The sequence below is a fragment of the Staphylococcus sp. HMSC034C12 genome (genome assembly GCF_001835895.1).
In the GTDB taxonomy this organism is placed as follows: Bacteria; Bacillota; Bacilli; order Staphylococcales; family Staphylococcaceae; genus Staphylococcus; species Staphylococcus hominis.
Window position 1 is genome coordinate 24,586 of record NZ_KV826313.1, and the last position, 15,608, is coordinate 40,193.

The window sequence follows — 15,608 nt, forward strand, 5'->3', positions numbered from 1 at the left end:
GATATGATAGGATTTATTGAATTGTTAAAAAGATGAGTAAAAGTGTTGATTAATTAGTAAAGAAGGTCTATAATGTAATTAAGGTCAAAGAAAGTCAAAGTCAAACGAAGAAGTATTTGACCATACTCTTATACAAAAAGTAGGGGTGAATACATTTGGATATCAATCAAATGACTTATAAAGTACAAGAAGCTTTGCAAAAAGCAATTGAATTAAGTAAAGAAAATGAATTACAAAATATTGAAATTGAAGCAATACTAAAAGGAACTTTAGAAGAAGACGAAAGCTTGTTTAAAAGTATTTTAGAACGTGCAAATATAGACACTGATCAATTAAATCAAGCGTATAGTGAAAAATTAAAACACTATCCATCAGTACAAGGTGATAATGTTCAATATGGACAATATATTGGCTCAAAAGCAAACGAATTATTAAATAAAGCTGAGTCATATATGAAAGAATATGAAGATGAATATATCTCAATGGAACATATTTTACGTGCTGCTATGGACATTGATGAAACAACACAACAATTTGTAGGAAATAAAGAAGAAGTAGTCAAAGAAATTATTACTAAAGTTAGAGGGGGAAATCATGTGACTTCACAAAATCCAGAAGTAAATTATGAAGCTTTAGAGAAATATGGTAGAGATTTAGTAGAAGAAGTTCGCCAAGGCAAAATGGATCCAGTTATTGGTAGAGATGAAGAAATCCGTAATACCATTCGAATTTTAAGCCGTAAAACTAAAAATAACCCAGTATTAATTGGAGAGCCTGGTGTAGGTAAAACTGCAATTGTAGAAGGATTAGCACAACGTATTGTACGTAAAGATGTGCCGGAATCATTGCTAGATAAAACTATTTTTGAATTAGATTTAAGTGCATTAGTTGCAGGTGCAAAATTTAGAGGCGAATTTGAAGAACGTCTTAAAGCAGTACTTAAAGAAGTGAAAGAATCAGATGGACGTATTATCCTATTTATCGATGAAATTCACATGTTAGTTGGTGCTGGTAAAACAGATGGTGCAATGGATGCTGGTAATATGTTAAAACCAATGTTAGCTCGTGGTGAATTGCATTGTATCGGTGCTACAACATTAAATGAATATAGAGAATATATTGAAAAAGATTCAGCCTTAGAACGTCGATTCCAAAAAGTAGGTGTAAGTGAACCTGACGTAGAAGATACAATTTCAATCTTACGTGGTTTAAAAGAACGCTATGAAGTTTATCATGGTGTGCGTATTCAAGACCGTGCTTTAGTAGCAGCAGCAGAATTATCAGATCGTTATATTACTGATCGATTTTTACCAGATAAAGCAATTGATTTAGTCGACCAAGCATGTGCAACTATCCGAACAGAAATGGGATCAAATCCAACTGAATTAGACCAAGTTAATCGCCGTGTTATGCAATTAGAAATTGAAGAAAGTGCATTAAAAAATGAATCAGATAATGCAAGTAAACATCGATTAGAAGAATTACAAGAAGAACTTTCAAATGAAAAAGAAAAACAAGCGTCATTACAATCTCGTGTAGAACAAGAAAAAGAAAAAATCGCGAAAGTTCAAGAAAAACGTGCTGAATTAGATCGTAGTCGTCAAGCTTTAGAAGATGCGCAAACAGAAAGTAATTATGAAAAAGCAGCAGAATTACAATATGGTACGATTCCACAATTAGAAAAAGAATTAAAAGAATACGAAGAAGCTTTCCATGATGAACAAGGCGATAATGAACGCATGATTCGCGAAGTTGTTTCTGATGAGGAAATTGGAGATATTGTAAGCCAATGGACAGGTATTCCAGTTTCTAAATTAGTCGAAACAGAAAGAGAAAAATTATTAAACTTAAGTGATATCTTACATGAACGTGTCGTAGGGCAAGATAAAGCGGTTGATCTTGTGTCAGATGCTGTAGTGAGAGCACGTGCAGGTATAAAAGATCCTAATCGTCCAATAGGTAGTTTCTTATTCTTAGGTCCAACTGGTGTAGGTAAAACAGAGTTAGCTAAATCACTCGCTTCATCATTATTCGACTCTGAAAAACATATGATTCGTATTGACATGAGTGAATATATGGAAAAACATTCTGTTTCTAGATTAATTGGTGCGCCTCCTGGTTATGTAGGCCATGATGAAGGTGGTCAATTAACTGAAGCGGTAAGACGTAACCCATATTCAGTTATTCTACTCGACGAGGTTGAAAAAGCACATAGTGATGTATTCAACGTGTTACTTCAAATTTTAGATGAAGGACGTTTAACTGATTCTAAAGGTCGTAGCGTAGATTTCAAAAATACAATTATTATCATGACAAGTAATATTGGTTCACAAATATTATTAGAAAATGTTAAAGATTCTGGTGAAATTACTGAAAGCACTGAAAAAGCAGTTATGGATAGTTTACATGCATTCTTTAAACCAGAAATCTTAAACCGTATGGATGATATTGTATTATTTAAACCATTATCTATAAATGATATGAGTATGATTGTAGATAAAATTTTAACTCAATTAAATATTCGATTAATGGATCAACGTATTTCAATTGAAGTATCAGACGAAGCTAAAAAATGGTTAGGTGAAGAAGCATACGAACCACAATTTGGTGCTAGACCACTTAAACGTTTTGTACAACGTCAAATTGAAACACCACTTGCTCGTATGATGATTAAAGAAAATATGCCAGAAGGTACAAAAGTAAATGTTAATCTTAATGATAGTCAAGAATTAACATTTGATGTACAAAAACCTTCAGCTGAATAGTATATAAAAAGGCATTGGAAAGCAAAGCTTTCCAATGCCTTTTCTTATTATTAATCTTGTTAAGAGCGTTATATTACTCCAAACACGTAATACAATACCATTTAGACGTCTCTATTCCCTTTACGAGCGAAATCATTAGGTTTAATCATAGCACCTAAAATGGCAATAGCAATGGTAATGATGATTGCAATAATAATTGGTTTAATCACATCTAAACTGCCGCCACCATTTAAACTATTAAGTACAAAGTTAACCATTTGTGTTAAGATTAACGCCCAAATAAAAGTTACGAGGTATTTCATATATATGACCTCCAATTTATATATATTATCATTTTAAAGTAAAGTGAATTATTTGTATAGTATTAGTAGAGAATGTATAAAAATTTGTGCCATTTTTTATATGAATTATTGGCTCGTGACTGTTTAACAAAATCGTCTAATAAAGTGTAACTACTTGAGTTAGATTTAAAAAGTATGTTAAATTAATACCTGGTATTAAAAAATGAAGTGAGAAGGTGTACGTTCATGAACGTAGGTATAAAAGGTTTTGGTGCTTATGCACCTGAGAGAGTAGTCGATAACGCCTATTTTGAAGGTTTTTTAGATACGTCTGATGAATGGATTTCAAAAATGACTGGCATTAAAGAAAGACGTTGGTCTCGTGACGACCAAGATACATCAGACTTAGCATATGAAGCAAGTAAGAAAGCAATTGAAGATGCTGGTATTAAACCGAATGATATAGATATGATTATTGTAGCTACAGCAACTGGAGATATGCCATTTCCATCTGTAGCTAATATACTACAAGAAAAATTAGGTATTGGTAAAGTGCCTACTATGGATCAACTTGCTGCATGCTCAGGTTTCATGTATTCAATGATTACTGCAAAACAATATGTTCAATCTGGAGACTATAAAAATATTTTAGTAGTGGGTGCGGATAAATTATCCAAAATCACTGACTTAACTGATCGTTCAACTGCTGTACTATTTGGAGACGGTGCAGGTGCAGTAGTAATTGGTGAAGTCTCAGAAGGACGAGGTATTATTAGCTATGAAATGGGCTCAGATGGGTCAGGTGGAAAATATTTATATTTAAATAAAGAGACTGGTAAACTAGTAATGAATGGACGCGAAGTTTTTAAATTCGCTGTAAGAATTATGGGCGAAGCGTCTACACGTGTAGTTGAAAAAGCGGGTTTAGAATCTGATGATATTGATATGTTTATACCACATCAAGCAAATATCAGAATTATGGAATCAGCACGTGAAAGATTGGGTATTGAAAGAGAAAAAATGAGTGTTTCAGTTAACCGTTTTGGAAACACGTCAGCTGCTTCGATTCCTTTAAGTATTCAACAAGAGTTAGAAAACGGAAGAATTAAAGATGATGACACTTTAGTACTCGTAGGTTTCGGTGGCGGCCTAACCTGGGGCGCTATGGTAATCAAATGGGGTAAATAGGAGGATTTAATGTATGACTGAAAACAAAAGAGTGGTAATTACTGGTATGGGTGCATTATCACCTATTGGAAACGATGCCCAAACAAATTGGGAAAATGCCTTAAAAGGTGTCAATGGAATTGATACAATTACACGCGTTGATACTGAAGAATATAACGTTCACTTAGCAGGTGAATTAAAAGACTTTAATATTGAAGATCATATTTCGAAAAAAGATGCGCGTCGCATGGATCGTTTTACACAATATGCAGTAGTAGCGGCAAGACAAGCTGTAGAAGATGCTAATTTAACTATCAATGATGATAATGCTAATCGTATCGGTGTTTGGATTGGTTCAGGTATTGGGGGAATGGAAACATTTGAAGTTGCACATACAATACTGAAGAATAAGGGACCAAGAAGAGTTAGTCCTTTCTTTGTTCCAATGCTTATCCCTGACATGGCTACTGGGCAAGTTTCAATTGATTTAGGTGCAAAAGGACCTAATGGTTCAACTGTTACTGCTTGCGCAACAGGTACAAATTCTATCGGTGAAGCATTTAAAATCATTCAAAGAGGTGCTGCTGATGCTATGATTACTGGTGGTACTGAAGCACCTATTACGCATATGGCACTTGCAGGATTCAGTGCAAGTCGTGCATTATCAACAAACGATGATAAAGAAACAGCATGTCGTCCTTTCCAAGAAGGACGTGACGGATTTATCATGGGTGAAGGCGCTGGTATCTTAGTCATTGAATCATTAGAATCAGCACAAGCACGTGGCGCACAAATTTACGCTGAAATTGTAGGATATGGTTCAACTGGAGATGCTTATCACATTACTGCACCAGCACCTGAAGGCGAAGGTGGTTCTCGTGCAATGCAAGCGGCTTTAGATGATGCAGGTATTGAAGCTAAAGATATTCAATACTTAAATGCACATGGTACAAGTACGCCAGTAGGTGACTTGTATGAAATTAAAGCGATTAAAAATACATTTGGAGATGCAGCTAAAAACTTAAAAATTAGCTCAACTAAATCGATGACAGGACATTTATTAGGTGCTACTGGGGGAATTGAAGCAATTTTCTCTGCATTATCTATTCGTGACTCTAAAGTTGCACCGACGATTCATGCAGATTCACCAGATCCAGAATGTGACTTAGATATTGTTCCAAATGAAGCACAAGATTTAGAAATTGAATATGCAATGAGTAATAGTCTAGGTTTCGGTGGGCATAACGCAGTATTAGTATTTAAAAAGTTTAAAGATTAAAAATTAAGTTAAGAGTAGAAAACCATGCAATAAGATGCATGGTTTTCTTATATTATAGAAAAAGTGAAATGAGAATAGTCAAAATGAAGTAAAATGCACATAGTATTAGAGCAGGTAGTAACCATGTTGAAATGGTATAATGCTCTTTTTTTACTTGTTTTGGATTGAAAAAGTCATCGTTCTCTAAAGTTTTTTTCTTAGAGCGAGAAGCGAGTTGATAACGCATGCGTCTAAAACCAAAACTTGTAGCATCAAATATACCTTCTTGTACAAGGAGAATTAAAAATAACAATATAAATAATACAAGTGATATATAAAATAAGATATTAATAAATGAGATAAACGAATGTTGAGTTACGAACATCCAAAGTAAAAAAGTACATATGAGTGGCAAAAAGAGCCATATAAACCAAGTTTTAATATTGTTCATGTATACCTCCGACTTTTTTATCTATATAGTCTAATTTACTGTAAATTTACTATAAATAAAATCTAAAATTTATATTCTTTTAAATAATATATATAAAAATTACACTTATATTAAGAAAATGTAAAATTATATTGCAATTTTATGAAAATAGTATATATAATATGTATAAATATTTCTGAAAATTTTGAAGGGAATGTTAATTTTGAATATTTAGTAAAGGGGGACTATATGATGACGCGATATATATTAAAACGTTTGGGATATATGGTTTTATCGTTATTTATTATCATCACAATTACATTTTTCTTAATGAAAATGATGCCTGGATCACCATTTAATGATGCTAAATTAAGTGCTGAGCAAAAAGCAATTTTAAACGAAAAATATGGATTAAATGATCCAGTAGCAGTGCAATATCTTCATTATTTAAAAAATGTAGTAACTGGAGATTTTGGCTATTCGTTCCAATATCATAATCAACCAGTTTGGTCATTAATTAAACCGAGATTGATTCCTTCTATGGAAATGGGTATTACTGCAATGATTATTGGAGTGATTTTAGGTTTAATTTTAGGCGTAGCTGCTGCTACGAAACAAAACACTTGGGTAGACTATACAACTACTGTTATTTCAGTTATAGCAGTATCAGTACCTTCATTCGTCTTAGCAGTACTATTACAATACGTTTTTGCAGTACGTTTAAGATGGTTTCCAGTGGCAGGATGGGAAGGATTTTCAACAGCAGTATTGCCTTCCTTAGCATTATCAGCAAGTGTAATGGCCACAGTAGCTCGTTATATTCGAGCTGAAATGATAGAGGTACTAAGTTCTGATTACATATTATTAGCAAGAGCTAAAGGTAACTCTCCGATAAGAGTCCTTTTTGGACATGCATTAAGAAATGCATTAATTCCTATTATTACAATTATTGTTCCAATGTTAGCCGGTATTTTAACAGGGACTTTAACTATTGAAAATATCTTTGGTGTACCTGGTTTAGGGGACCAATTCGTTAGATCGATTACAACAAATGATTTCTCAGTTATTATGGCTACTACAATTTTATTTAGTACATTATTTATCGTTTCAATTTTTATCGTAGATATTCTTTATGGTGTAATTGATCCAAGAATCCGTGTACAAGGAGGTAAAAAATAATGCCTGAAAATTTTAATAAACCATTTGATGACCATTCAAATGCAGCGATGTCACATACCTCTGAGGGAGCGGTTGGGACGGATTTTGTTATTAGAGAACTCGATTTAAATAAAGAACCAGAAATACAACGTGAAAGTAAAAACTTCTGGCAAGATGCTTGGACACAGTTGAAAAGAAATAAATTAGCTATTGTCGGTTTGATTGGACTCATTTTAATTGTCATTCTTGCATTTGTAGGACCAGCATTTAGTAAACATGACTATGCTGAACAAGATGTTACTAGACGAAATTTACCTGCTAAAATTCCAGTACTAGATCAAGTACACTTTTTACCTTTTGATGGAACAGGGGCAGATGGTAAGAGCGCTTATAAAGAAGCGGGCGTGAAAGAAAATTTTTGGTTTGGTACAGATCAATTAGGTCGTGATCTTTGGACTAGAACATGGAAAGGTGCTCAAATTTCATTATTTATTGGCATTGTAGCTGCTGCACTAGATATCTTTATAGGAGTCGTTTATGGTGCTATTTCAGGATTTTTTGGGGGACGTGTTGATAATGTGATGCAACGTATTTTAGAAATTATAGCATCTATTCCTAATCTTATTATTGTTATTTTATTTGTATTGATATTTGAACCATCTATTTGGACGATTATTTTAGCTATGTCTATCACTGGATGGCTAGGTATGAGTAGAGTAGTGCGTGGTGAATTTTTAAAACTAAAAAGTCAAGAATTTGTAATGGCTTCAAGAACATTAGGGGCTTCAAAATTTAAATTAATTTTTAAACATATTTTACCGAATACACTAGGTGCCATTGTAGTAACATCTATGTTTACTGTACCAAGTGCAATTTTCTTCGAAGCATTTTTAAGCTTTATTGGTATAGGGGTACCTGCACCGAAAACATCACTTGGTTCACTCGTAAATGATGGACGAGCAATGTTGTTAATACACCCACACGAATTATTTATTCCAGCTACAGTATTAAGTTTATTAATTTTATTCTTTTACTTATTTAGTGACGGATTACGCGATGCATTTGATCCAAAAATGCGTAAATAACAAAGGAGGCAAAATCTATGTCAGAAAGAGTGTTAGAAGTCAACAACTTGCATGTTTCCTTTGATATTACTGCCGGGGAAGTGCAAGCGGTTAGAGGAGTAGATTTCTTTTTAAATAAAGGGGAAACATTAGCGATTGTCGGAGAATCAGGTTCTGGCAAATCTGTAACAACAAAAGCAATTACAAAATTGTTCCAGGGGGATACAGGGAGAATTAAAAAAGGGACAATTAATTTTTTAGGGGAAGATTTAGCAATTAAATCTGAAAAAGAATTAAACAAACTTCGTGGTAAAGATATTTCTATGATATTTCAAGACCCTATGACGTCATTAAATCCTACGATGCAAATTGGTAAGCAAGTTATGGAACCTTTAATAAAACATCGTCATTATAGTAAATCTGAAGCAAAAAAACGTGCACTTGAGATTTTAAATTTAGTAGGACTGCCTAATGCAGAAAAAAGATTTAAAGCATATCCTCATCAATTCTCTGGGGGTCAACGTCAAAGAATTGTTATTGCAACTGCATTGGCGTGCGAACCTAAAATTTTAATTGCAGATGAACCAACGACAGCACTTGATGTAACAATGCAAGCACAGATTTTAGATTTAATGAAAGAATTACAACAAAAAATTGAAACATCTATTATTTTTATTACACATGACTTAGGGGTAGTAGCAAATGTGGCTGATAGAGTGGCTGTTATGTATGGAGGGCAAATGATTGAGACTGGAAATGTCGATGAAATCTTTTATGATCCAAAACATCCATATACATGGGGATTATTATCTTCAATGCCTGATTTAACAACAAGTAACGAGACAGAATTAATTGCAATTCCAGGTACTCCGCCTGATTTATTACATCCACCAAAGGGTGATGCATTTGCAAGACGTAGTCAATATGCACTAGACATTGACTTTAAGGAAGCACCACCATGGTTTAAAATATCACCTACTCATTATGTAAAATCATGGTTATTAGACGAACGCGCTCCAAAAGTTGAACCGCCAGAGATGGTACAAAAGAGACAACGTCAAATGCCTAATAATTACGACAAGCCACGTCGAGTAGAAAGGGTGTCGTTCGATGGAGAAGAATAAAGAAATATTATTAGAAATTAAAAACTTAAAGCAGTATTTTAATGAAGGTAAACGTAATGAAGTTAGAGCAATCGAAGATATTTCATTTAATATTTATAAAGGGGAAACATTGGGATTAGTAGGAGAATCTGGATGTGGAAAGTCTACAACTGGAAAAGCCATTATTAAATTAAATGATATTACTGATGGTGAAATTCTTTATGAAGGACAAGATATTCAGAAGATTGCTAAAAGAAAAGATTTATTAAAATTTAATAAGAAAATTCAAATGATTTTTCAAGATCCATATGCTTCTTTAAATCCACGTCTAAAAGTCATGGATATTGTAGCAGAAGGTATTGATATTCATAAGTTAGCAAGTGATAAAAAAGATCGTAAACGTCGAGTATATGATTTGCTAGAAACAGTAGGTTTAAGTAAAGAACATGCGAACCGTTATCCACACGAGTTCTCTGGTGGACAACGTCAACGTATAGGAATTGCTCGTGCTTTAGCTGTAGAACCTGAGTTTATTATTGCAGATGAGCCAATTTCTGCATTAGATGTTTCTATTCAAGCTCAAGTAGTGAATTTAATGCTGAAATTACAAAAAGAACGAGGTATTACTTTCTTATTTATTGCCCATGATTTATCAATGGTCAAATATATTTCTGATCGTATAGCAGTAATGCATTTTGGAAAAATTGTAGAATTAGGATCGTCTGACGAAATTTATTATCATCCTTTACATGATTATACTAAATCACTATTATCTGCTATCCCTCAACCTGATCCTGATAGTGAAAGAACAAGAAAACGAATTGTGTATGAAGAAGATGAATCTAAAAATGCAGAACGTAGACTGCAAGAAATTAGACCTAATCATTACGTTTTTGTAACAGATGAAGAAGCAGTACGTTTAAAAGAACAAGATCAAACTCATCTTCAACATAATTAAGTCTGAGGAAGGGAGGACAAGAATGTGAAGAAAAAATATAAATATTTAACGCTATTAGTTATTTTCACTTTAATACTATCAGCGTGTAGTAACAAAAAAAGTTTATATTCTGATGAAGGACAGGTATTCAGAAAAATAATTACTCAAGATATAACTACTTTAGATACAGCTCTTATTACAGATGCTGTTTCTAGCGATGTTGCTGGTCAAACTTTCGAAGGATTATATTCAATAGATAAAAATGACAAAGTAACTTTAGGTGTAGCAAAAGAAACACCACAAAAAAGTAATGGTGGTAAAACGCTGACTATCAATTTAAGAAAAGATGCAAAATGGTCAAACGGAGATCCTGTAACAGCGCATGACTTTGTTTATGCATGGAGAAAAGTTGTAGATCCAAAAACCGCCTCTGAATTTGCATATATAATGAGTGATATAAAAAATGCAGATTTAGTTAATACTGGAAAAAAACCAGTAAATTCTTTAGGAATCAAAGCGTTAAATAAATATAAACTTCAAATTGATTTAGAAAGACCAGTACCGTACATAAATGAATTACTTGCTTTAAGTACGTTTTATCCACAAGATGCTAAAATTGCCAAAAAATATGATAAAAAATATGGAACGAATGCTGAAAGAGCAGTTTATAATGGGCCATTCAAAGTTATCAATTGGCAGGTAGAAGATAAAATACAATTGGTTAAAAATAATCAATATTGGGATAAGAAAAATGTCAAATTAGATAAAGTAAATTATAAAGTTTTAAAAGATCAACAAGCTGGCGCTTCTTTATATGATACTAATTCAATCGATGATACAATCATCACTTCTGAACAAGTAGATAAATATAAAGGCAGTCAAGAATTAAACTATCGTTTAACTGCTGCTACTTTTTATATTAAAATGAATGAAAAAACAGTGCCTGAATTTAAAAATAAAAATTTGAGATTAGCTATTGCACAAGCTATCAATAAAAAAGGGTATGTAAAAACTGTTTTAAATGATGGGTCTCTTGCTTCAAATAATTTCACGGGAATAGGTACAGCGAAGACGCCTGACGGTAAAGACTTCGCAAGTACAGTTGAGTCTCCTTTAAAATATAATCCTAAGGTAGCAAAACAAAATTGGGAAAAGGCAAAAAAAGAATTAGGTAAAAAAGAGTTTGCATTTACAATGAATACGCAAGATACACCAGCTGCTAAAATAGCTGCAGAGTATATTAAATCTCAAATTGAATCAAACTTACCAGGCGTTACATTAAAAATTAAACAAATGCCATTTAAACAAAAAACCACTTTAGAATTAGCTAATAATTACGAAGCGACTTATTCAGGTTGGAGTCCAGATTATCCTGATCCAACAGCATTTTTAGAAACAATGACTAAGGATAATGCTCAAAATAATACTGATTGGGATAACAAAGAATATAACAGGCTTTTAAAAGAATCAAATAGTTCATTGTTACGTGAAACAGAAAAAAGAAATGAAGCGCTACAACGTGCGGAAAGTATCTTACTTCATGATGCACCAGTAGCTCCTGTTTATCAAAAAGGTGAAGCACACTTAACTAATCCACAGGTCAAAGGATTACAGTATCATAAAATTGGTCCAGATACTACACTGAAACATGTATATATCGATAAATCAATTGATCGTGAAACAGGAAAAAAGAAAGATAACTAAAATAAGACCACGAGTATTTTACTTATACTCGTGGTCTTATTTATAATGATTTATCTCTTACGTCCTAAGCCCATTGCACGTTCCATTTTTTTCAGTGTTTTAAAAGAAGCTTTTTGAGCTTTGTCACGCCCTTGATCTAAGATGTCATCCAATCTATCTGAATTATAAAATTCGTTATATTTTTCTTGGAAATGTACTAAAAAGTCTTTAACTACTTCTGATAAGTCTGTTTTGAATGTTCCGTATCCTTCATTCTCGTATTGTGTTTCAAGCTCTTTAATAGATTTATTAGTTAAACTTGAATAAATTGTAAGTAGGTTAGAAATTCCTGGTTTATTGTCTTTATCAAACTTGATAATACCATCTGAATCAGTTACAGCGCTTTTAATTTTTTTCGCTGCAACATTTGGTTCGTCTAGTAATGAGATAAAGTTTTTTTGATTATCATCACTTTTACTCATTTTCTTTGTTGGATCCTGTAAACTCATTACACGTCCACCAACTTTTGGCATACGAATTTCTGGTTTAACTAATATATCGTTATAACGACTATTAAAACGTTCTACTAAATTTCTAGTAAGTTCCATATGTTGTTTTTGGTCTTCACCTACGGGCACAATATTTGTATTATAAATAACAATATCAGCTGCCATTAAAGGTGGATAAGTTAATAAACCAGCTGGAATACCATCTGTACGTTTTTGCGCTTTATCTTTATATTGCGTCATACGTTCAAGCTCGCCAACACTTGAAATGGTTGTTAACATCCAACCGGCTTGAACATGTGCTGGAACTTCTGATTGAATAAATAATGTTGATTTATCTGGATCAATACCTGAAGCTAAATAAATTGCTGCTAACTGACGAATTTGTTTACGCAATTTGATTTTATCTTGTGGGACAGTAATCGCATGTTGGTCTACAATACAAAAGTAACAGTTGTAATCGTTCTGTACGTCTGAAAATTGTTTTAATGCACCAATATAGTTACCTAATGTAGGTATCCCACTTGGCTGTATTCCTGAAAATAATGTCTCCATATAGATGCCTACTTTCTTTAAAAATAATTCATTTTAACTAGATTATAACAGTATTTTTTTAAATTGTAAGTTATGTTATAATAGAGATACACATAAGAAATTAGATTTTGTAGAGAAATTTTTAGAAAATTTGAAATTTCTCAGAAAAATTAGGATTTTCTCATTTAATTTTAATGTTAGCATATTATACTTATAATATAAGCTTAAGACAAATTAGCATAATTATTAATATAATGAATAATATTTATTCAATAGGAGAGTGAGATGTATGGTAACATTATTTACATCACCAAGTTGCACATCTTGCCGTAAAGCGAAAGCATGGTTACAAGAACATGACATTCCGTATACGGAGCGTAACATTTTTTCTGAACATTTAACAATTGATGAAATTAAACAAATTTTAAAAATGACTGAAGATGGAACAGATGAAATTATTTCAACTCGTTCTAAAACTTATCAAAAATTAAACGTAGATATTGATTCTTTACCATTGCAAGATTTGTATACAATTATTCAAGATAATCCTGGACTATTACGTCGTCCAATTATTTTAGACGAAAAACGCTTGCAAGTTGGATATAACGAAGATGAAATCAGACGTTTCTTACCTAGAAAGGTTCGTACTTTCCAATTACAAGAAGCTCAACGTTTAGTCGACTAATATTTAAAATTTAACAACATATTATTTAACAGCACTGGCTTAGCTATAGTGCTGTTTTTTATAATAAAAAAAGGGAATATAATATGATATAGTGTCCTATTTAAAATAGTGAAATTTAATCAAACAAATAAATTGTAATTTAACTTACGTTCTAATACAATATGGTTACTATTCATCGACTGTAAGGAGTGAGATGATATGAGAATAGAACGCGTTGACGACACAACTGTGAAATTATTTATAACTTATGGTGATATTGAAGCAAGAGGATTTAGTCGTGAAGATTTATGGACAAATCGTAAGCGTGGTGAAGAATTCTTTTGGTCAATGATGGACGAGATTAATGAAGAAGAAGATTTTGTAGTCGAAGGACCTCTTTGGATTCAAGTACATGCATTTGAAAAAGGCGTGGAAGTTACAATCTCTAAATCTAAAAATGAAGAAGCAATGAACATGTCAGATAATCATGCAAATGAACAATTTGAGGAACAAGTGAATGAATTGCTAGCTAATACATTAGAACAAGAAGAAAGTATTGAAGATTTATTTGAACAACGTGCACAACAAAAACAAGCACATAAATCTAAACGTAAATCATCACAACAACGTTCTAGTTTAAGAACAATTATTGTGAAATTCGAAGACTTAGAAGAAGTCATTCATTACGCTTATCATCATAATCTATCTACAGATGAGTTTGAAGATTTATTGTATATGAGTGATTCACATTACTACTATGCAATTCACTTCGATAGTACTGTTAGCCAAGAGACAATTAATGATAGCTATAGTCAATTACTTGAATTCGCTTATCCTAGTGATAAGACAGAAGTGTATTTAAATGATTATGCTAAAATTATTATGAGTCATAATGTTACTTCACAAGTACGTCGTTATTTTACTGATTCAGTAGAATAATATATAACGATTAATCGAGAGTAGAGAAGAAATTTAAAATGAATTTCTTTTCTACTCTCTTTTTTTAAAGTAAATGAATCACCTTAAACGTTTAATAGTATGAGGTGAATGCATGTTAGTAGCGATTAATCGTAATAATGAAACTGTATATGCTCATCAAGCTATCATTACTGAAGAATACCGATGTCCATATTGCAAAGAAAAACTTCTTTTAAAAAAAGGGTTAAAAAAGATTCCGCATTTTGCTCATGTTTCTCAAACTAAAAGAAGATGTATGAAAAATGAAACAGAAAAACATTACTACGTTAAATTTTTTATTGCTCAACGTCTAAAACAATATCACTTTAATGTTGAAATAGAGCCTTATTTTTCTGAAATTATGCAGTATCCTGATATTCTTGTGAATGCAAAAGTAGCTATAGAAGTTCAATTTTCAAGAATAAGTATAAAAGAGGTCAAATCTCGATCAAGAGGACTTGAACAAATTGGAGTAGCAGTTATTTGGATTATCGAACAAGTACAATATCATAAGGGTTATTTATACTTGAACACATTTCAAGCTTATTTCATTAATCCGATTGATAGAACGCTATATAGTTGGGAGCATGAAAAACAACTGATAGTAAAATATGTCAATATACAACATATTGGTGGCCGAAAATTTATTGCGCATAGACGAATGATTCAAATTTCTGAATTGTTATCATTCAATGAACAAAAGAATGAGTCATATTGTTATAAATTGTCAAATAGACATATCAGTCGTTATATTTTTAATTGTAGAAAAAAACGTTCAGTGCTAGAACCGTCTTTAAGTGCTATGTATCAATTACAAATAACTGACGATGAGGTATGTAGAGATACAGGTTATATTTTTTCGTATCAAATTTTTATTGAAAATCATCCAGTACAATGGCAACTCAAGCTGAAGTTGTTGTTAAAACATAATCTTCCCAAGCAGTATTTAATGTCGTATTTGAAATTCAGACAATTTTATCTACTGGATATTAATAAAGAAGAAATTACTTTAAAGTTAATAGATGATTATATTCAACAAATAAGCGGGAGTTTAAACGTGCAAAATAAATAAAAGAATGAGAAAATTATAACATTAATTCA

Annotated in this window: 14 protein-coding genes; 11 read left to right on the plus strand and 3 right to left on the minus strand. The window is 32.2% G+C overall.

What is annotated here, in order from left to right:
* Positions 1-155: 155 nt before the first annotated feature.
* Positions 156-2,765: an ATP-dependent chaperone ClpB gene (clpB, locus tag HMPREF2629_RS03130; RefSeq protein WP_061544380.1), complete on the plus strand. Its 2,610-nt coding sequence runs from the start codon at positions 156-158 to the stop codon at positions 2,763-2,765.
* 101 nt (positions 2,766-2,866) lie between these two features.
* Here clpB and HMPREF2629_RS03135 read toward each other — a convergent pair whose 3' ends face one another.
* Positions 2,867-3,067 (minus strand): DUF2929 family protein, encoded by a 201-nt coding sequence (locus HMPREF2629_RS03135; protein WP_017175830.1) that lies wholly within the window; start codon positions 3,065-3,067, stop codon positions 2,867-2,869.
* A 225-nt stretch (positions 3,068-3,292) separates the two neighbouring features.
* On the opposite strand from HMPREF2629_RS03135, the gene HMPREF2629_RS03140 reads away from it, so the two are divergent.
* Positions 3,293-4,234, plus strand: a complete 942-nt coding sequence (locus HMPREF2629_RS03140; RefSeq protein ID WP_070813139.1) for a beta-ketoacyl-ACP synthase III — start codon at positions 3,293-3,295, stop codon at positions 4,232-4,234.
* A gap of 13 nt (positions 4,235-4,247) precedes the next feature.
* Entirely contained in the window at positions 4,248-5,492 is a 1,245-nt protein-coding gene (gene fabF, locus HMPREF2629_RS03145; protein WP_049382334.1) for a beta-ketoacyl-ACP synthase II, read from the plus strand.
* A 52-nt stretch (positions 5,493-5,544) separates the two neighbouring features.
* Here fabF and HMPREF2629_RS03150 read toward each other — a convergent pair whose 3' ends face one another.
* On the minus strand, positions 5,545-5,922 hold the full coding sequence (locus HMPREF2629_RS03150) for a DUF3899 domain-containing protein (RefSeq protein ID WP_061544382.1): 378 nt from the start codon (positions 5,920-5,922) through the stop codon (positions 5,545-5,547).
* A 231-nt stretch (positions 5,923-6,153) separates the two neighbouring features.
* Between HMPREF2629_RS03150 and opp3b the strand changes: the two genes are divergently transcribed.
* From opp3b to HMPREF2629_RS03175, 5 genes are read left to right on the plus strand one after another with little or no spacing between them, the layout of a single operon-like run.
* A complete protein-coding gene (opp3b, locus tag HMPREF2629_RS03155; protein ID WP_017175826.1) occupies positions 6,154-7,080 on the plus strand; it encodes an oligopeptide ABC transporter permease in 927 nt (308 codons plus the stop codon).
* The gene (opp3C, locus tag HMPREF2629_RS03160; RefSeq protein WP_002448155.1) at positions 7,080-8,144 is read left to right on the plus strand and encodes an oligopeptide ABC transporter permease; all 1,065 of its coding nucleotides are present in this window, start codon (positions 7,080-7,082) and stop codon (positions 8,142-8,144) included. Before opp3b ends, opp3C begins: the two co-directional genes overlap by 1 nt.
* A gap of 17 nt (positions 8,145-8,161) precedes the next feature.
* Positions 8,162-9,247 (plus strand): ABC transporter ATP-binding protein, encoded by a 1,086-nt coding sequence (locus tag HMPREF2629_RS03165; RefSeq protein WP_070813140.1) that lies wholly within the window; start codon positions 8,162-8,164, stop codon positions 9,245-9,247.
* Positions 9,234-10,184 (plus strand): ABC transporter ATP-binding protein, encoded by a 951-nt coding sequence (locus HMPREF2629_RS03170; RefSeq protein WP_019835659.1) that lies wholly within the window; start codon positions 9,234-9,236, stop codon positions 10,182-10,184. The genes HMPREF2629_RS03165 and HMPREF2629_RS03170 overlap by 14 nt, the downstream gene beginning before the upstream one ends.
* A gap of 24 nt (positions 10,185-10,208) precedes the next feature.
* Entirely contained in the window at positions 10,209-11,867 is a 1,659-nt protein-coding gene (locus HMPREF2629_RS03175) for a peptide ABC transporter substrate-binding protein (RefSeq protein WP_048761206.1), read from the plus strand.
* A gap of 50 nt (positions 11,868-11,917) precedes the next feature.
* Here HMPREF2629_RS03175 and trpS read toward each other — a convergent pair whose 3' ends face one another.
* Positions 11,918-12,907: a tryptophan--tRNA ligase gene (gene trpS, locus HMPREF2629_RS03180; RefSeq protein ID WP_017175817.1), complete on the minus strand. Its 990-nt coding sequence runs from the start codon at positions 12,905-12,907 to the stop codon at positions 11,918-11,920.
* Positions 12,908-13,175: 268 nt separating this feature from the next.
* Between trpS and spxA the strand changes: the two genes are divergently transcribed.
* The 3 genes from spxA (at position 13,176) to HMPREF2629_RS03195 (ending at position 15,579) form a co-directional block, all read left to right on the plus strand.
* Complete coding sequence (gene spxA / locus HMPREF2629_RS03185; RefSeq protein ID WP_002448146.1) at positions 13,176-13,571, plus strand: transcriptional regulator SpxA; 396 nt, start codon at positions 13,176-13,178, stop codon at positions 13,569-13,571.
* Between the two features lie 198 nt (positions 13,572-13,769).
* Positions 13,770-14,489 carry an adaptor protein MecA gene (mecA, locus tag HMPREF2629_RS03190; protein ID WP_048761209.1) on the plus strand — a complete coding sequence of 240 codons (720 nt, stop codon included), beginning with the start codon at positions 13,770-13,772 and terminating at the stop codon, positions 14,487-14,489.
* A gap of 112 nt (positions 14,490-14,601) precedes the next feature.
* Positions 14,602-15,579 (plus strand): competence protein CoiA, encoded by a 978-nt coding sequence (locus tag HMPREF2629_RS03195; protein WP_048682892.1) that lies wholly within the window; start codon positions 14,602-14,604, stop codon positions 15,577-15,579.
* Positions 15,580-15,608 lie beyond the last annotated feature (29 nt).